Below are 16,251 nucleotides of genomic sequence, written 5' to 3'. Positions count from 1 at the left end.
CTCAATGTGGAGTTATATAGTCTCTTTTTCAGTTTAGAACAATTCCAGAAACTGAAAAAACTGGCAGCCATCCTATATTTCTCGGACAGCCTTGTTGACCGCTTTGATGATTCATGAACAAACAAGTCAAGAATCTGAATGTAATGGAGGCATTCTTAATGGCAAGCTTGAAATCGTGTTTTTCCGCTGCCGTTTTTTCGGGTCTGACGACCCTCTGGGCCGCGCCCGCTGCTTTTGCGGACGGCGAGGTGAACGTCTATTCCTACCGGCAGCCCGAGTTGATCCAGCCACTGCTCGATGCCTTCACGAAAGAAACGGGCATAGAGGCCAACGTTCTCTTCCTCGACAAGGGTCTGGTGGAGCGCATTCAGGCAGAAGGCGTCAATTCGCCGGCCGACGTGCTGTTGACGGTCGATATTGCCCGGCTTGTCGAGGCAAAAGAAGGCGGTGTCACACAGCCGGTGCTGAACGATCCCGTCATTGAAAAGGATATCCCGGCCAATCTGCGCGATCCGCAAGGCGAATGGTTCGGCCTGACGACGCGTGGCCGCGTGGTATATGCCTCAAAGGAGCGGGTCACCCAGAAAGACATCACCTATGAAGAGCTTGCCGATCCGAAATGGAAGGGCAAGATCTGCATTCGCGACGGCCAGCATTCCTACAATATCGCGCTGATCGCCTCGATGATCGCCCATCATGGCGTCGATTATACCCGGACATGGCTGACCGGCCTTAAGAACAATCTTGCCCGCAAGCCTGATGGAACAGACCGCAGCCAGGCCAAATCGATCTTTTCCGGCGAATGCGATATCGCGCTCGGCAATACCTATTATGTCGGCCTGATGCTGACCAACGACCGCGAGCCGGAGGAAAAGGTCTGGGCGGGATCGGTGCGGGTGATCTTTCCCAATGCGGGAGATCGCGGAACGCATGTGAATATTTCCGGCATGGCGCTGACCAAATACGCACCCAACAAGGACAATGCGCTGAAGCTGATGGAATTCTTGGCATCGCGCGAGGCGCAGGAAATCTATGCCAAGCAGGTCTTCGAATACCCGGTGCTGCCCGGCGCGGAGCCTTCCGATGTCGTGAAGGGCTTCGGCCCGATCAATCCGGACAAGCTGCCACTGACGGATATTGCCGCCCACCGCAAACAGGCATCCGAGCTGGTGGACGAAGTGGGTTTCAACGACGGCCCGACCAATTGACGCCGTTAACACGCCTGTGACCGGTTAGGATACCGGCGGGTCAATCGCCCGCCGGTTCATTGTTTAGAGACGCATTGCTTACTTCATCGTCGGCATGACGAATTCGGCACCCGATTTGATGCCGGACGGCCAGCGCGAGGTGATCGTCTTGGTCTTCGTCCAGAACTTGATCGAATCCGTTCCATGCTGGTTGAGATCGCCGAAGCTTGAGGCCTTCCAGCCGCCGAAGGAGTGGTAGGCGAGCGGAACAGGGATCGGAACGTTGATGCCGATCATGCCGATATTGATGCGGCTGGCGAAGTCACGCGCAGCATCGCCGTCACGGGTGTAGATCGCAACACCGTTGCCATATTCATGCTTCATCGGCAGTTCCAGCGCGTCTTCGTAGTTCTTGGCGCGAACGACGGAGAGAACCGGTCCGAAGATTTCCGTCTTGTAGATGTCCATGTCAGGGGTGACGTGGTCGAACAGGCAGCCACCGACGAAATAGCCGTCTTCATAACCCTGGAGCTTGAAGTCGCGGCCATCGACCAGCAGTTTCGCGCCCTGCTCGACACCGCTGTCGATCAGACCCTTGACGCGCGTCTGGGCTTCCTTGGTAACGAGCGGGCCCATATCGGCCTTGTCGTCGGTGTAGGGGCCGATCTTCAGTGCTTCGATCTGCGGGATGAGCTTTTCAACGAGACGGTTGGCCGTTTCTTCGCCAACCGGAACCGCAACCGACACAGCCATGCAGCGTTCGCCGGCCGAACCGTAACCGGCGCCCATCAGGGCGTTCACGGCCTGATCGAGATCGGCATCAGGCATGATGATCATGTGGTTCTTCGCGCCGCCGAAGCACTGTGCGCGCTTGCCGTTCATGGCGGCAGTACCGTAGACGTAGCGGGCAATCGGCGTGGAACCGACGAAGGAAACCGCGCCAATATCCGGATCGGTCAGGATGGCGTCGACAGCGCCCTTGTCACCATTGACGACGTTGAGGATGCCGGCCGGAAGACCTGCCTCAATCATCAGTTCGGCAAGGCGGATCGGCAGGGACGGATCGCGCTCGGAAGGCTTGAGGATAAAGGCGTTGCCGCAGGCGATTGCCGGCGCAAACATCCACATTGGGATCATCCCCGGAAAGTTGAACGGCGTGATGCCCGCACCGATGCCGACCGGCTGGCGGATCGAATACATGTCGATGGCGGGACCAGCGCCCTCGGTGAACTCACCCTTCTGCAGATGCGGAATGCCGCAGACGAATTCGCAGACTTCGAGGCCGCGCACGATATCGCCCTTGGAATCTTCGACGGTCTTTCCGTGCTCGCTGGAGAGCAGCACCGCCAGTTCATTCATGTCGCGGTTCAGAAGTTCGACGAACTTGAAGAAAACGCGGGCGCGGCGCTGCGGGTTGGTGGCGGCCCACTTCGGCTGTGCCGCTTTTGCGCTTTCCACGGCAGCGCGCAGCTCGGCGTCGCTGGCAAGCGCGACAGTCGCCTGCACTTCGCCGGTTGCCGGGTTGTAGACGTTAGATGTGCGGCCACTGGTGCCGGACACATGCTTGCCGTTGATGAAATGACCGATTTCCCTCATGGGGCTTTCCTCCGCGATTTTTTGATGGGTGCAGCATTGCACTTGAATTTGTACAAATCAATGAACTCAGATAAGAAACCGTTGTGCGTAAATTGAAGCAAGGCGAGCATTTTGAGGGTGGCGGCGGATTTCCGACACCCACACGTTCGCCGGTCAACAGAAGGTCAGAAGCTTGATGAGCGATGAACCGGTCGTGCGGATGGCTGAAATCGAAATCGATCCAACCCAGCTGGATGCCTACCGCAGACTGCTTGCAGAAGAGATCGAAGCTTCGGTCAGCCTGGAAATTGGTGTGCTTGCGTTAAATGCGGTGGCAATTAAAGGCAGCCCGGAAAAGATTCGCATCCTCGAAGTCTACGCGGACCGGGCGGCATATGAAGCGCATCTGCAAACGCCGCATTTTCTGAAATACAAAGAGGGTGTGGCAGGAATGGTGACGTCGCTGACCTTGCTTGACGTCGAACCCATAATGCTGCGCAGCAAACCATGAATTGGGATGACGTCCGCATCTTCCTTGCCGTTGCCCGCTCCGGGCAGATCCTTGCCGCATCGAAACGGCTCGGCCTCAACCACGCAACGCTTTCGCGACGATTGACGTCGCTGGAGCAGGCACTGAAGACCCAATTATTTATCCGCCGGACGAACGGTTGCGAACTGACCGAAGAAGGTCAGCTGTTTTTGGGCGCCGCCGAGCGCATGGAAACCGAAATGCTGAATGCGCAGGCAAATCTCGGTCGTGTCGATACGGCAGTGGCGGGAACGGTGCGCATCGGCGCGCCCGATGGTCTCGGGGTTTCTTTTCTTGCACCACGGCTTGGCCAGCTGACCGCGCGTTATCCCGACCTGAAAATCCAGCTCGTGCCGGTGCCGCGCTCCTTTTCCCTGTCGCAGCGCGAGGCCGATATCGCCATCACCATAGAGCGGCCGGAACAGGGTAGGCTGATGTTTTCCAAGCTCACCGACTATTCGCTGGGGCTCTACGCATCGAAGTCCTATCTCTCCGAATATGGAACGCCGGCGGATGTGGAAACACTCAAGCGCCATCGGCGCATCGGCTACGTCGAGGATCTGATCTTCTCGCCTTCTCTGAACTATACCGGCGAGATCATGCGAGACTGGGACGCCGCCTTTGAAATCTCCAGCGCCACCGGTCAGACCGAGGCGGTGCGCTCGGGCGCCGGTATCGGCATCCTGCACAATTACATTGCCGGACAATATCCCGAACTTCTGCGGATCATGCCGCATATGAGCATAAGCCGGTCCTATTGGACGGCCTATCACGAATCCGCCCGTCAGTTGGTCCGCGTGCGCACGGTGGTCGATTTTCTCCAGGAACTCGTTGCCGAAGAGAAGCGCATGTTCGCGTGACATCGAAATTGCCGATTTATTAGTACTATTAATACGCGACTCCTCCCGCTTCGGGCTTGACAAACGAGGGCTGGCTGAACGACCAATGCAGCCATTGGGAGAGAACGGAACCTGACATGCCGAATATATTACGAAAGCTTTCGCCGACTGGCCTCGGCGTGGCCGTCATGCTGCTTGGAATGCTGCTTTTCGCGTTGAACGACGCTATGGGAAAATGGCTGGTTTCGACCTACAGCCAGGGGCAGGTGATCCTCATCCGCAGCGTCGCTGCCCTTGTCATCCTGGTTCCGATCGTGTGGAAAGGCGGTCTTTCCGGCCTCATGAAAATCGAGCGACCGTCTCTTCAGGTGGCGCGCGTATTCTTCTCCACCGCCGAGCTTTTCTGTTTCTATTTCGCAGTCGCTGCCCTGCCGCTGGCCGACGTGATGACCTATTGGCTCGCCGCCCCCATTTATGTGGCGGCTCTATCGCCGTTTCTCCTGGGAGAAAAGGTTGGCTGGCGTCGCTGGACGGCCATCGCAATTGGTTTCGTCGGTGTTCTCATTGCCTTGCAGCCAAGCTCGGCAAGCCTCACCTCGGCCGCACTGTTTTCCATTCTCGGCAGCGCCGCCTTCGCCTTCATGATGTTGTCCGGACGCCAGCTACGCAACACGCCCGATACGGTGCTCGCTTTCTGGCAGATCATCGGTGCGGGGCTTGCGGGCCTCGTTGCGGTGTTCGTCACGCCGTCTGGCTGGTTGCCGGTCCAGTCCGGTTTCGATCTCGCTTTCCTCGGCCTGCTCGGCGTGGTCGCCATGGCGGCGCATGTGCTGGTCAACCGCGCTCTGAAGCTCGCGGACGCCGCGACCGTCGCGCCGCTGCAATACACATTGCTGCTCTGGGCGGTGGTCTTTGGCTGGCTGTTCTTTGATGATGTGCCGCAGACCAGTATCGTCGTCGGTGCGGGCCTGATCGTTCTTTCCGGCCTTTATATTTTCTTCCGTGAAAATACGCTCAAACGCGGTCGCGAAAAGGTGGATATACTGGCTGCGGACTAGGTATTTCCTCTGTTTACCCGTGATGTTGCCGCCGAAATCATCACGGGACTTGACGAAGAGGTGATCTTCGAGGAGTAAGAGAAGGTCCTGCGATCATATGTCTCGCAAGGGCAGAGGAAACAAAGGTGCCGGGCCCCTCTGGCGAGAGTTTTACGGCGCTCTCGTGATGTCGGTACCGCCTGCAAAAATTGGCCGGCGGATTAAAAACTATGAAAAACCTGAATGTGCTTCGCGCGCGTGCTTTCTGCGTGCGGTCCGACGTCCTGCGTCGTTCCGCAATCGCTCTCGTTACCGGAGGTAACCGGACATGAGCGCCGCCCAGAAAACTACACTTTCCTACTTCAAGTGGGCTTTTATCGTCACCATCGTCGGTCTGATCCTTGGCGGCTATCTCGGCTGGGAAATGACCGGAACTGTCAGTGGAACAGCGACGATCTTCTTCATTTGTGCGGTGCTTGCCGTGCTGGAAATTTCGCTTTCCTTCGACAACGCCATCGTCAACGCCAACAAGCTGAAAGAGATGACGCCAGTCTGGCAGCATCGCTTCCTGACCTGGGGTATTCTGATTGCCGTTTTCGGCATGCGTATCGTCTTCCCGCTGCTGATCGTGGTCGTTGCCGCCAATGTCGGCCCCTGGACGGCGCTCGTCATGGCGGCCACGCAGCCGGAACGTTATGCAGAAATCATGCGTGACGCCCATCTGCCGATCGCTGCTTTCGGCGGTACCTTCCTGATGATGGTCGGTCTCAACTTCTTCTTCGACCATGAGAAGGACGTGCACTGGGTGCGCTGGATCGAGGAAAAGGCTGCGGTCTATTCCTCCGTCAAGGGTATCGAGATCGCCTTCGTGCTGGTCGTCATGCTGGCCTTCTCTCGTATCATCGGCGCCAGCGACAATCCGGAGCTTGGTCCGGTTGCGGCCAACACCTTTTTCCATGCGGCAATCTGGGGTCTTTTGACCTTCCTGCTGGTGGAAGTCGTCGGCGGTATTCTCGATCGTAGCCAGGAAGTGCTCGAAGGCGCTGCAAAAGGCGGCTTCGGTGCGTTTCTCTATCTCGAAGTGCTCGATGCAAGCTTCTCCTTCGATGGCGTCATCGGTGCTTTTGCGCTGACGCAGAACCTGTTCATCATCGCCATCGGCCTCGGTATCGGCGCCATGTACGTGCGCTCGATGACGATCATGCTGGTGGAAAAGGGAACGCTCGCCGAATACCGCTATCTGGAACACGGCGCTTTCTACGCGATCCTCATCCTGTCCGTCATCATGTACGTGCAGACGATGTTCCACATTCCGGAGGTCATTACCGGCCTTGGTGGCGCGACCCTGATCGGCATTTCGCTCTGGTCGTCGATCCGACATAACCGGCGGCACAATGCAGATGCGACCGATGCCGCTCGCGGTGCGGAAATCTGACCCATCCCGATCCCAGCCTTCCGCTGTTACGGCGGAAGGCAGTTTTTAAGCACTGAATTGCTGATTGCCTGTTTTTGTTGCTGTTTCCGCCTTGCGGAAAATTTGAACATAACATCGGAATTATACCCCAAGCACCTGTTTTTGCTCGTATTTGTGCACTGCAGTAAAACTGGCACGCTTCCTGCATCTCATCTTGCAAGTCCAGAGGGGACATTAAAGGCCCGACAAACGGGTTTAAACAACACCGCCGCGCCGCGCGATCTTTTATGATCTGCGAAGGCGCGGCGGTTCTGTTTGTGCGGTATGCTTCTTGAGTTTTCCGCTCCGTTGAATGAAAACGGTGAGATAACGACTGGAAGGTTACCGGTTTGCCTGCAGAACTTTCGCCTACGGAGGCCTTGGGGCTTTGGCATCGCGTATCTGCTGCCCAGGTCACGGCCGATGCGCCGGATTTGACCTTGCGCCAGACTACAATCCTGCTGCAGATATACCTCGTGCCGCCGCCACATACCGTCCGGGGCCTCGCCGCCTTGCTGGGCGTGACCAAACCGGTCATCACCCGCGCACTCGACAGTCTGGGGGCGCTCGGGCTGGTTGACAGGGTGCGGGACGAACGGGACAAGCGCAATGTCGTGATAAAACGCACCGTGGCAGGTGCGCTCTATCTGGAAAAATTCGGCGATCTGATTATTGATCAGGCACGCAAGATCTAACCTCTGGATGTGAAACCATGATGCTCGACCGCCGCCTGAATGTCTTCCGCTCCGATCTGGCCGATGAGAAACTGCAAGGCGTGGTTCAGGCCGAGCGTTTCGTCAGCGGTTCGCCCGCCCAGATCGCGGTGCCGGTTATTGGCCTGCGGCCAACGCCTGACCTTGCCGCCGGCATCGATACGGAGCTGCTGTTTGGTGAAACCGTGCGCATTTTCGACCGGGCGAATGGCTGGGCCTGGGTGCAGGCGGATGCTGACGGTTATGCCGGTTACGTGCCGGAGACGGCAATCGGCGATGTCGTTGCCGTTACCCACCAGGTGGTTGCGCCACGCACCTTCCTCTATCCTTCCGCCGAATTGCGCAAACCGCCGGTCGCAGCCATTTCCATGGGCAGCATGGTCCGGATCGTTGGTGAGGCCGAGACACGCGGCACCCGCTATCTGCTGACCGAAAAAGGCGAAGGCATAATCGCTGCCCATTGCCGACCAGTCGATGCCGCTCTCGAAGAGGACTATGTTGCGGTGGCCTTGCGCTTTATCGAGACGCCTTATCTCTGGGGCGGCCGCTCCGGCTTCGGCATCGATTGCTCGGGCCTCGTGCAATTGTCCATGGCGATGACGGGCCGACGGGTTCTGCGCGATACCGACATGCAGGTGAAATCGCTCGGCGTGGAAATAGAACGCGATGAATTGCGCCGCGGCGATCTGGTTTTCTGGAGGGGCCATGTCGGGCTCATGGAAAACGAAGAGACGCTGCTGCATGCCAATGGCCACACGATGAATGTTGCACGCGAAAATCTCAATGAGGCCATCGAGCGCATCGGCTGGCTTTACGAAAAGCCGACGGCTTTCCGGCGTCTGGAAGGCTGAGGCGGCGGCTTCACGAAATTGTGCCTGCCTCGCCCTTTGTGCGACCACAGCCGAAAGCCTACATCGGTTGAATGATGGTACGGGACCGGCATCGATGAACACAAAAATGGCAACACGATTGGCAGCGATCCTGGCAGCGGTGTTAATGAGCGCTTCCGCGCAGGCGCAGACCGTTTTTCAGAATGGTTTTGCTCCGGCTCCAGATGCCTATGCGAACCTGCCGGGTGTCAAGGACCCGCGAACGCTACAGCCCAAGGTGCGTTACAATTGCCATAGCGAACTTGGTGTAACTGGATATGCACGCGGCCCATACCGCGATGTTTTCGGTAGCCGCGGTCTGCCGGTTCAGGGCTATCGCTGCACCGATGAGAACGGCATCTCCAGCTTCGGTGGCAGAAATCCCATCTCCAAGGACTGGTATCCCGGCATCAATCCAGTCGACCCGACCTTCTGAAGTAATATGACTTAAAGCGGCGTTTGCGCCGCCCGCACTCTGGACTTGTTGTTGCTTTTTCAGATAAATCTTTGACATGACAGGTTGATAATACCTGCCGAGGTGCGGGGTGACGTCGGCCCTGCCGATGTTCTGGGCCGATGCTGGGGAATGCAAGCATGACGAAGACCGATATAGCAACCCGTGTCCACAATCACACCTGGAAACTCGATCCGATCGTCCGCAGCCTGATCGATACGGATTTCTACAAGCTGCTGATGTTGCAGATGATCTGGAAACTCTATCCGGAAGTCGACGCGACGTTTTCGCTCATCAACCGCACGAAGACGGTGCGGTTGGCGGAAGAGATCGACGAGATGGAACTGCGCGAGCAGCTCGATCACGCGCGTACCCTGCGCCTCTCCAAGAAGGAGAACATCTGGCTTGCGGGTAACACCTTCTACGGCCGCTCGCAAATCTTCGAGCCGGAATTCCTCTCCTGGCTTTCGAGCTACCAGCTGCCGGAATACGAGCTTTTCAAGCGAGACGGGCAATATGAGCTGAATTTCCACGGCCGCTGGATGGATACGACACTCTGGGAAATCCCGGCGCTGGCGATCATCAATGAGCTACGCTCGCGCAGCGCAATGCGCTCGCTTGGTTATTTCACGCTGGATGTTCTCTACGCCCGCGCAAAGGCCAAGATGTGGGAAAAGGTCGAACGGTTGCGGGAACTGCCGGGCCTGCGCATTTCCGATTTCGGCACCCGCCGCCGCCACAGTTTTCTGTGGCAGCGCTGGTGCGTCGAGGCGCTGAAGGAAGGCATCGGCCCTGCCTTCACCGGCACGAGCAATGTCCTTCTCGCCATGGATTCCGACCTTGAGGCGGTCGGCACCAATGCGCATGAATTGCCGATGGTGGTTGCGGCGCTGGCGCAGACCAACGAGGAATTGGCCGCAGCGCCCTATCAGGTTCTGAAGGACTGGAACCGGCTTTACGGCGGCAATCTGCTGATCGTGCTGCCCGATGCTTTTGGTACGGCGGCCTTTCTGCGCAACGCGCCGGAATGGGTGGCGGACTGGACGGGCTTCCGTCCCGACAGCGCGCCGCCGATCGAAGGCGGGGAAAAGATCATCGAGTGGTGGCAGAAGATGGGCCGTGACCCCCGCAAGAAGATGCTGATTTTCTCAGATGGGCTCGATGTCGATGCCATCGTTGATACATACAGGCATTTCGAAGGCCGGGTGCGCATGAGCTTCGGCTGGGGCACCAATCTGACCAATGATTTCGCCGGTTGCGCGCCGAAGACCATCGCCAGCTTGAAGCCGATTTCCATTGTCTGCAAGGTCAGCGACGCCAATGGTCGGCCAGCCGTGAAACTCTCCGATAATCCGCAAAAAGCGACAGGCGAACGATCCGAGGTGGAGCGTTATCTGAAGTTCTTTGGTGAGGAAGATCTCAAGGAACAGAAGGTTCTGGTTTGATTAAGGCCGGGCGCTCCGCTTAACGAAGCGCCCGTGGGCCAGTCAGATCAACCGTGGTACCGATTTACTTCGCAAACTGGTGTGTGATGTAATGGAAGAGTGCTCTGATCCCTTGAGCCTCGCCGCCGATCGATGAATGGTGCCTTTCGCTCAAGGACCAGCCGTAAATATCGAAATGTGCCCATTTTTTCGTATTGGTGACGAAACGCTTCAGGAACAAAGCGGCGGTGATCGATCCTGCCATGCCGCCTGATGGCGCGTTGGTGATATCGGCCGCGCGTGAGCGGATATCCTTGTCGTACCCCATGTAGAGCGGCATGCGCCACAGGGGATCGTCGGTATCGATGCTTGCTTCCGCGATATCGTGGGCCAGATCGTCGTCATCGGTATAGAAGGGCGGCAGATCCGGGCCGAGAGCAACGCGGGCGGCACCCGTGAGCGTTGCCATGTCAATCATCAGGTCCGGCGCATCCTCGTCGGCATAGGCCAGCGCATCGGCCAGAACGAGACGGCCTTCCGCATCCGTATTGTCGATCTGTACCGTCAGGCCCTTGCGGCTCCTGTAGATATCACCGGGACGGAAGGCGTTGGCGGAAATGGAGTTTTCGACGGCGGGCACCAGGACGCGAAGATTGACTGGCAGCTTCGCGTCCATGATCATCAGCGCGAGACCGAGAACATTGGCCGCACCACCCATGTCCTTCTTCATCAGCGCCATGGAGGCGGCTGGCTTGATATCGAGACCACCAGTATCGAAGCAGACACCCTTGCCAACGAGGGTCAGGCGGGGATTTCCCTTCTTGCCCCAGTTCATTTCCAGAAGGCGCGGTGCGCTTTCGCTGGCGCGGCCGACGGCGTGGATGAGCGGGAAGTTTTCCTTCAGCAGATCGTCGCCGGTAATGACGCCCACCTTTGCCTTGTAGTGTGCGGCAAGGCTGCGGAAGGCGATCTCAAGCTCGTCCGGTCCCATATCGTTGGCCGGAACATTGATGAGATCGCGAGCGAGGAAGACGCCGGCCAGAACGCGCTTGATCTCACCATCTTCGGCATCCTGCGGAATGAGAAGCTTTGCCCCGCTGGTTTTGGTTGTCTTGTATTTGTCGAAGCGGTAGCTGCCGAGGCCGAAACCGAGAGCCAGCCGATTGGCCGTCAATGGCGCGGTTTCAATATGCCACTCGCCTTCGGGCAGCTCGCGGGCCAGTTTTCCGGTTATGAACGGGATTTCTGAGGGATTGCCCCCAAGGCCGAGAAGAACGCCACCCAGCGAACCATCGGAAGAGGGAACAAGCAATACGGCGCCTGCTTCGGCCTTGAAACCCGCTTTTTTCGCCCAGTCCAGAGCAACAGGATCGATGGCACCCTGTTCGATATGGGCTGGCGTCACGGCGAAAACCGGCAGGGTGCTGCCAGCCTTGGAGCTGAAAGGTGTCGGGCGTTCGATGAACTGATAGGGCGCCATGGTCTGCTTTCGTAACTGTCGAGAATCGGTGCGATTAACGCTCTGTTAGGGTTAACAGATTATTGCTTAAGCGAAAGTTGCGTCATGTGAGTCTGTCGTATGTCGGGCGCAAGATCGATAATTCTTGGGCGGGAGCACTGCCATGACTGCTTTTTCTTTGAGCGAGACAGGTCGGACAGGCTTACTGCGGGGAGCATGTCTCGCAGCGCTGGTTTTCGCCGTTTCCGGATGCGCGAGCACCAACAAGCCGGATCGCATGTCCACCGGCTCCATTCCTGCGGCCACACGCTCCTATGACCACATGAACATGGACCAGCTCCGGCAGGCGGAAGAGACGGCCGGCAAGGCCTATGAACGCAGCCCCAAGGACAGGTCCGTCGGCATGAATTATGCCAACGTGCTGATGATGACCGGCAAGAACACGCAGGCGCTCGCGGTCATGCAGCAGATCGCCATCGCCAATCCGGCCGACCGTGAGGTGCTTGCCGCCTATGGCAAGGCGCAGGCAGCATCAGGCCAGCTCGAACAGGCCCTTTCAACCATCCAGAGAGCACAGACGCCTGATCGTCCAGACTGGCGGCTGTATTCTGCCGAAGGTGCCGTGCTCGACCAGCTTGGCAGGTCGAACGAGGCCCGCACCAAATACAGGCAGGCACTCGATCTCAAACCGAACGATCCAAGTGTGCTCTCGAACCTTGGCATGTCGTATGTCCTGTCGAGCGATCCCCGTACCGCCGAGACATATCTGCAATCGGCCATTGCCCAGCCGGGCGCCGACAGCCGCGTTCGCCAGAATCTCGCGCTCGTGGTGGGTCTTCAGGGACGGTTTGCCGAGGCTGAGCGCATCGCGGTTCAGGAACTTTCGCCACAGCAGGCGCAGGCAAATCTCGGTTATCTGCGTGCAATGCTGTCGCAGCAGAATTCCTGGCAGCAACTGGCGAAGAAGGACAACAAGCCAGCAGGCTGATGCGGGTTCAGGCACGTCCATCAATGCCAGATCGCAGATAATTTCACAGCTCCGCCTCATCACGCGCTACCGCCTATAGTGCGGGCGCGTTTAGCGTGTCAAAACGTATCGGCGACGCGAATGCCGGCTGGTCCGAGAATGACTGCGATGAGCACCGGCAGGAAAAATATGATCATCGGCACGGTCAGCTTTGGCGGCAGGGCGGCGGCCTTCTTTTCGGCTTCGTTCATCCGCTCGTCGCGGCCTTCCTGGGCCAGAACGCGCAACGCCTGAGCCAATGGCGTGCCGTATCGTTCCGCCTGGATAAGCGCTTGCACCACGCTTTTGACGCCGTCCAGCTGCGTGCGCATGCCAAAATTCTCAAGTGCGATGCGCCGGTCCTGAAGGAAGGAAAGCTCCGCTGTCGTCAGCATCATTTCCTCCGCCAGTTCGGGCGACTGCTCACCCATTTCTTCCGCAACACGACGCATGGCGGCCTCCATGGACACACCGGATTCGATGCAGATCAGCATCAGATCCAGCGCATCCGGCCAAGCGCGCCTGATCGAGGCCTGCCGCTTGTTCATGGCGTTGGAAACATAGATATTGGGTGCGTAAAAACCCAGATAACCGAAAATGAGCACTGCCATCAGCCGGACGACGAAAGCCTTATCGGCGAGGTTTCCGAGAACGAAAACCCAGGTAAAGGCCAGGGCCAGAAAAACGAATGGCAGCACGAACCGGGCGGCAAGAAATGTGTTGAGCGCATTCTGTGAACGAAAACCCGCGGCACGCAGCTTGTTCATCGTGTTCTTGTCGGCAAGCGCTTCCTGAAGGTTGAATTTTTCGACGATGCGGCGCGCCGATTTATTATTATTGCCACGCAGGGAGGCCTTCCCGTCCCTGGTGGCGGCGGCCAGGCGCTCACGCTCGCGGCTGCGAATGAGATCGCGCTCCGATGACACGGCTTTCATGCGCTTGGCGAAGTCTTTTCGCTCGAAGAGCGGCATGATGAGCGTATAGAGGGTTGCGAAAACCGCAAGGGTGACGAGAATGGCAATGATCGTTTGCGGGTCCGTCAGGCTGGAAAAGAGGCTTCCTGTCATGGTCGTGCCCTCATATGTCGAAATTGATCATTTGGCGCATGATGAAAATCCCGATCAGCATCCATAATCCCGACACCCCCAGAATGATGTGCCCACGCATGTCGGTGAAGAGTACCGACAGATAGTCGGGCGAGGTGAAGTGCACCAGCAGCATGACGATGAAAGGGAGCGCGCCAATAATAACTGCAGAGGCCTTCGCCTCCATCGATAACGCGTTGACTTTGGCACGCATTTTCCTGCGTTCACGCAGAACTTTCGAAAGGTTGGAAAGAGCCTCCGAGAGATTGCCGCCCGCCTGCGCCTGAATGTTGATGACGGTGCTGAAGAAGCTCACTTCGAAAAGCGGCACGGTCAGCATCATGCGCTCGATCCCCTGCGGAATGCCGATGCCGACCTGCTGCGCATCGACGACGCGCTGGAACTCCGTCTTCACCGGTTCCTGTCCGTCCGACGCGATCAGTCGCACGGCGTCGTTGAGCGGCAATCCGGATTTGATCGACCGGCACATGACATCCAGCGCATTTGGGAATTCCTCGAGGAATTTTTTCTGCCGGCGCTTGAGTATAAATCCCAATACCCATCGCGGCAGTCCCAAAGCCACGACGGCTCCTATGAGCAGAGCGATAAGCATCGACAGGCCATAAAGAAGCGCAATGACGACGGAGAAAGCAGCCGCGCCTGCGCTCAGAAGGTGGAACTGCCGGACAGAAAGTTGCAGTCCCGCCTGAACCAGCTTTTCGCGCAAACCGACATTCTTTGCTTTCTTCGCCTTTTCGCTTTGTTTCTTTTCCATTTCCCGCAGGCTGTCCTGCATGGACTTGCGGCGTTTGCCAAGTTCCTGGACCCGGTCCCGCGCGGCCTTGATGTTTGCGTGATCCGTTTCGGCGGCCTTGACCCGCTTGACGCGACTAGTGGTCTTTTTCTCGACCTCGATCTGCTGGAAGAGGAAGGCATAAGCAAGCGCCCCTGCCGAAATAGCGACAAGTGCGGCCAGTAACAGGATTGTGGGGTCCATGGCAGTCGCCTTCCTTAGAGCATTTCCGGTAAAATTGCGTAGTGGTTTTCCGTCCGGAAAATGCTTAGAAACAAAGAGTTAGAGCACGTCAGACAATTCCGTTTAAACAAGACTTGCTCTAGGATGTCTTTTCCATCTCGTCGAGCGCGGTGGCCAGGCGTTTTTCCTCGCCATAATAGCGCGCGCGATCCCAGAAATGGGGTTTGCTGATGCCCGTGGAGACGTGCTTGCCGATCAGCTTGCCATGCGCGTCTTCACCGTCTATTTCGTATCGCATCAGATCCTGGGTCACGATGACGTCGCCTTCCATGCCGATCACTTCGGTGATCTGCGTTATCCGGCGTGAGCCGTCGCGAAGGCGCTGGGCCTGAATGACGATATCGATAGAGCCCGAGATGATTTCGCGTACCGTCTTTGCCGGCAGGGTAAACCCGCCCATGGCGATCATCGATTCGATACGGCTGAGGCATTCCCGCGGCGTATTGGCGTGGAGCGTTCCCATCGATCCGTCATGGCCGGTGTTCATCGCCTGAAGAAGGTCGAAAACCTCCGGTCCACGCACTTCGCCGACGATGATACGTTCAGGCCGCATACGAAGGCAGTTCTTGATCAGATCACGCATGGTGATCTCGCCTTCACCTTCGATATTCGGCGGGCGCGTTTCCAGCCTCACCACATGCGGTTGCTGCAGTTGCAGTTCGGCGGTGTCCTCACAGGTGATGACGCGTTCATCCTTGTCGATGAAGCTCGTCAGGCAATTGAGAAGCGTGGTCTTGCCCGAGCCGGTACCACCAGAGATGACGACATTGCAGCGGACGCGGCCGATGATCTTGAGCAGGGTCGCGCCTTCAGGCGTGATCGCGCCGAAACGCACCAGCTGGTCTAGCGTGAGCTTGTCCTTCTTGAATTTTCTGATCGTAAGCGCCGGACCATCGATGGCGAGCGGTGGTGCGATGACGTTGACACGCGATCCATCGGGTAAGCGCGCGTCGCATATCGGGCTAGATTCGTCCACGCGTCGGCCCACCTGGCTGACGATGCGCTGGCAGATGGAAAGCAATTGACCATTGTCACGGAACCGAATGTCGGATTCGATGGTCTTGCCGCCGACTTCGATGAAGGTCTGGCCGGAACCGTTGACCATGATATCGGCAATATCATCGCGTGCGAGAAGCGGCTCCAGTGGCCCATAACCAAGAACGTCGTTGCAAATGTCTTCGAGCAGCTCTTCCTGCTCGGCGATGGACATGGCGAAATTCTTGATCGTGATGATGTCGTTGACGATATCACGAATTTCCTCGCGTGCGCTCTCCGCGTCGAGCTTGGCGAGCTGCGAAAGGTCGATCGTATCGATGAGCGCGGAAAAGACCTGGCCCTTGGTATTGTAATAATCTTCCGTGCGGGCACGCTTTTTCTGCGGCGATTGCATGGGAGATTGTGCCTGCCGCGTTGCAGGCGATTGGCCGGGCTCCAAAGTGTCGATCGCCAGAGATCGCGGCTCAGGTGTTGCCTTCACCTGCTGTATGGCAGGCGCGACAAAATCCGGCTTTATGGTTCTGGCTGGGCCTTCTGGCCCGCGTTTTCCGAACATCGGCGTTTCCGTCTAAAGGCCCAGAAAGGGAGC

Annotated in this window: 15 protein-coding genes; 10 read left to right on the top strand and 5 right to left on the bottom strand. The window is 57.7% G+C overall.

The window, feature by feature from the left end; genetic code table 11:
• The first annotated feature begins 158 nt into the window (after window positions 1-158).
• On the top strand, window positions 159-1,208 hold the full coding sequence (locus ACQZ63_RS06030) for a Fe(3+) ABC transporter substrate-binding protein (RefSeq protein WP_333717854.1): 1,050 nt from the start codon (window positions 159-161) through the stop codon (window positions 1,206-1,208).
• A 78-nt stretch (window positions 1,209-1,286) separates the two neighbouring features.
• Here the strand turns inward: ACQZ63_RS06030 and ACQZ63_RS06025 are convergent, their stop codons facing one another.
• The gene (locus ACQZ63_RS06025) at window positions 1,287-2,783 is read right to left on the bottom strand and encodes a CoA-acylating methylmalonate-semialdehyde dehydrogenase (RefSeq protein WP_003514535.1); all 1,497 of its coding nucleotides are present in this window, start codon (window positions 2,781-2,783) and stop codon (window positions 1,287-1,289) included.
• Between the two features lie 175 nt (window positions 2,784-2,958).
• On the opposite strand from ACQZ63_RS06025, the gene ACQZ63_RS06020 reads away from it, so the two are divergent.
• The 8 genes from ACQZ63_RS06020 (at window position 2,959) to pncB (ending at window position 10,101) form a co-directional block, all read left to right on the top strand.
• On the top strand, window positions 2,959-3,273 hold the full coding sequence (locus ACQZ63_RS06020) for a putative quinol monooxygenase (RefSeq protein ID WP_013635289.1): 315 nt from the start codon (window positions 2,959-2,961) through the stop codon (window positions 3,271-3,273).
• Window positions 3,270-4,151 carry a LysR family transcriptional regulator gene (locus tag ACQZ63_RS06015; protein ID WP_113555603.1) on the top strand — a complete coding sequence of 294 codons (882 nt, stop codon included), beginning with the start codon at window positions 3,270-3,272 and terminating at the stop codon, window positions 4,149-4,151. The genes ACQZ63_RS06020 and ACQZ63_RS06015 overlap by 4 nt, the downstream gene beginning before the upstream one ends.
• Window positions 4,152-4,267: 116 nt before the next feature.
• Window positions 4,268-5,188 carry a DMT family transporter gene (locus ACQZ63_RS06010; RefSeq protein WP_019564504.1) on the top strand — a complete coding sequence of 307 codons (921 nt, stop codon included), beginning with the start codon at window positions 4,268-4,270 and terminating at the stop codon, window positions 5,186-5,188.
• Window positions 5,189-5,495: 307 nt separating this feature from the next.
• A complete protein-coding gene (locus ACQZ63_RS06005; RefSeq protein ID WP_003514542.1) occupies window positions 5,496-6,602 on the top strand; it encodes a DUF475 domain-containing protein in 1,107 nt (368 codons plus the stop codon).
• 368 nt (window positions 6,603-6,970) lie between these two features.
• Window positions 6,971-7,315 (top strand): MarR family winged helix-turn-helix transcriptional regulator, encoded by a 345-nt coding sequence (locus ACQZ63_RS06000; RefSeq protein WP_003514544.1) that lies wholly within the window; start codon window positions 6,971-6,973, stop codon window positions 7,313-7,315.
• 17 nt (window positions 7,316-7,332) lie between these two features.
• A complete protein-coding gene (locus tag ACQZ63_RS05995; RefSeq protein ID WP_112496513.1) occupies window positions 7,333-8,184 on the top strand; it encodes a C40 family peptidase in 852 nt (283 codons plus the stop codon).
• A 94-nt stretch (window positions 8,185-8,278) separates the two neighbouring features.
• On the top strand, window positions 8,279-8,638 hold the full coding sequence (locus tag ACQZ63_RS05990) for a hypothetical protein (RefSeq protein WP_035251992.1): 360 nt from the start codon (window positions 8,279-8,281) through the stop codon (window positions 8,636-8,638).
• Window positions 8,639-8,796: 158 nt separating this feature from the next.
• Window positions 8,797-10,101: a nicotinate phosphoribosyltransferase gene (gene pncB / locus ACQZ63_RS05985; protein WP_003514549.1), complete on the top strand. Its 1,305-nt coding sequence runs from the start codon at window positions 8,797-8,799 to the stop codon at window positions 10,099-10,101.
• A 64-nt stretch (window positions 10,102-10,165) separates the two neighbouring features.
• Here the strand turns inward: pncB and ACQZ63_RS05980 are convergent, their stop codons facing one another.
• On the bottom strand, window positions 10,166-11,560 hold the full coding sequence (locus tag ACQZ63_RS05980) for a leucyl aminopeptidase (protein WP_013635292.1): 1,395 nt from the start codon (window positions 11,558-11,560) through the stop codon (window positions 10,166-10,168).
• 142 nt (window positions 11,561-11,702) lie between these two features.
• Between ACQZ63_RS05980 and ACQZ63_RS05975 the strand changes: the two genes are divergently transcribed.
• Window positions 11,703-12,527: a tetratricopeptide repeat protein gene (locus ACQZ63_RS05975; protein ID WP_065659772.1), complete on the top strand. Its 825-nt coding sequence runs from the start codon at window positions 11,703-11,705 to the stop codon at window positions 12,525-12,527.
• Between the two features lie 98 nt (window positions 12,528-12,625).
• Here the strand turns inward: ACQZ63_RS05975 and ACQZ63_RS05970 are convergent, their stop codons facing one another.
• The 3 genes from ACQZ63_RS05970 to ACQZ63_RS05960 all read right to left on the bottom strand — a co-directional run bounded on the left by ACQZ63_RS05970 (window position 12,626) and on the right by ACQZ63_RS05960 (window position 16,218).
• On the bottom strand, window positions 12,626-13,612 hold the full coding sequence (locus ACQZ63_RS05970; RefSeq protein WP_013635294.1) for a type II secretion system F family protein: 987 nt from the start codon (window positions 13,610-13,612) through the stop codon (window positions 12,626-12,628).
• A 10-nt stretch (window positions 13,613-13,622) separates the two neighbouring features.
• Window positions 13,623-14,627: a type II secretion system F family protein gene (locus ACQZ63_RS05965; protein ID WP_019564500.1), complete on the bottom strand. Its 1,005-nt coding sequence runs from the start codon at window positions 14,625-14,627 to the stop codon at window positions 13,623-13,625.
• A gap of 118 nt (window positions 14,628-14,745) precedes the next feature.
• The gene (locus tag ACQZ63_RS05960) at window positions 14,746-16,218 is read right to left on the bottom strand and encodes a CpaF family protein (RefSeq protein WP_003514561.1); all 1,473 of its coding nucleotides are present in this window, start codon (window positions 16,216-16,218) and stop codon (window positions 14,746-14,748) included.
• Between the last annotated feature and the right edge of the window lie 33 nt (window positions 16,219-16,251).

This window comes from Agrobacterium sp. CG160-95 (genome assembly GCF_053521725.1).
Note: the sequence above shows the minus strand (reverse complement) of the source record. Positions and strands in the feature narration are given on the sequence as shown.

Excerpts from the sequence above, each read along its gene's own strand:
- ACQZ63_RS06030 (WP_333717854.1), top strand. The coding sequence starts at position 159 with ATGGCAAGCTTGAAATCGTGTTTTTCCGCTGCCGTTTTTTCGGGTCTG.
- ACQZ63_RS06025 (WP_003514535.1), bottom strand. The coding sequence starts at position 2,783 with ATGAGGGAAATCGGTCATTTCATCAACGGCAAGCATGTGTCCGGCACC.
- ACQZ63_RS06020 (WP_013635289.1), top strand. The coding sequence starts at position 2,959 with ATGAGCGATGAACCGGTCGTGCGGATGGCTGAAATCGAAATCGATCCA.
- ACQZ63_RS06015 (WP_113555603.1), top strand. The coding sequence starts at position 3,270 with ATGAATTGGGATGACGTCCGCATCTTCCTTGCCGTTGCCCGCTCCGGG.
- ACQZ63_RS06010 (WP_019564504.1), top strand. The coding sequence starts at position 4,268 with ATGCCGAATATATTACGAAAGCTTTCGCCGACTGGCCTCGGCGTGGCC.
- ACQZ63_RS06005 (WP_003514542.1), top strand. The coding sequence starts at position 5,496 with ATGAGCGCCGCCCAGAAAACTACACTTTCCTACTTCAAGTGGGCTTTT.
- ACQZ63_RS05995 (WP_112496513.1), top strand. The coding sequence starts at position 7,333 with ATGATGCTCGACCGCCGCCTGAATGTCTTCCGCTCCGATCTGGCCGAT.
- ACQZ63_RS05990 (WP_035251992.1), top strand. The coding sequence starts at position 8,279 with ATGAACACAAAAATGGCAACACGATTGGCAGCGATCCTGGCAGCGGTG.
- pncB (WP_003514549.1), top strand. The coding sequence starts at position 8,797 with ATGACGAAGACCGATATAGCAACCCGTGTCCACAATCACACCTGGAAA.
- ACQZ63_RS05980 (WP_013635292.1), bottom strand. The coding sequence starts at position 11,560 with ATGGCGCCCTATCAGTTCATCGAACGCCCGACACCTTTCAGCTCCAAG.
- ACQZ63_RS05975 (WP_065659772.1), top strand. The coding sequence starts at position 11,703 with ATGACTGCTTTTTCTTTGAGCGAGACAGGTCGGACAGGCTTACTGCGG.
- ACQZ63_RS05970 (WP_013635294.1), bottom strand. The coding sequence starts at position 13,612 with ATGACAGGAAGCCTCTTTTCCAGCCTGACGGACCCGCAAACGATCATT.
- ACQZ63_RS05965 (WP_019564500.1), bottom strand. The coding sequence starts at position 14,627 with ATGGACCCCACAATCCTGTTACTGGCCGCACTTGTCGCTATTTCGGCA.
- ACQZ63_RS05960 (WP_003514561.1), bottom strand. The coding sequence starts at position 16,218 with ATGTTCGGAAAACGCGGGCCAGAAGGCCCAGCCAGAACCATAAAGCCG.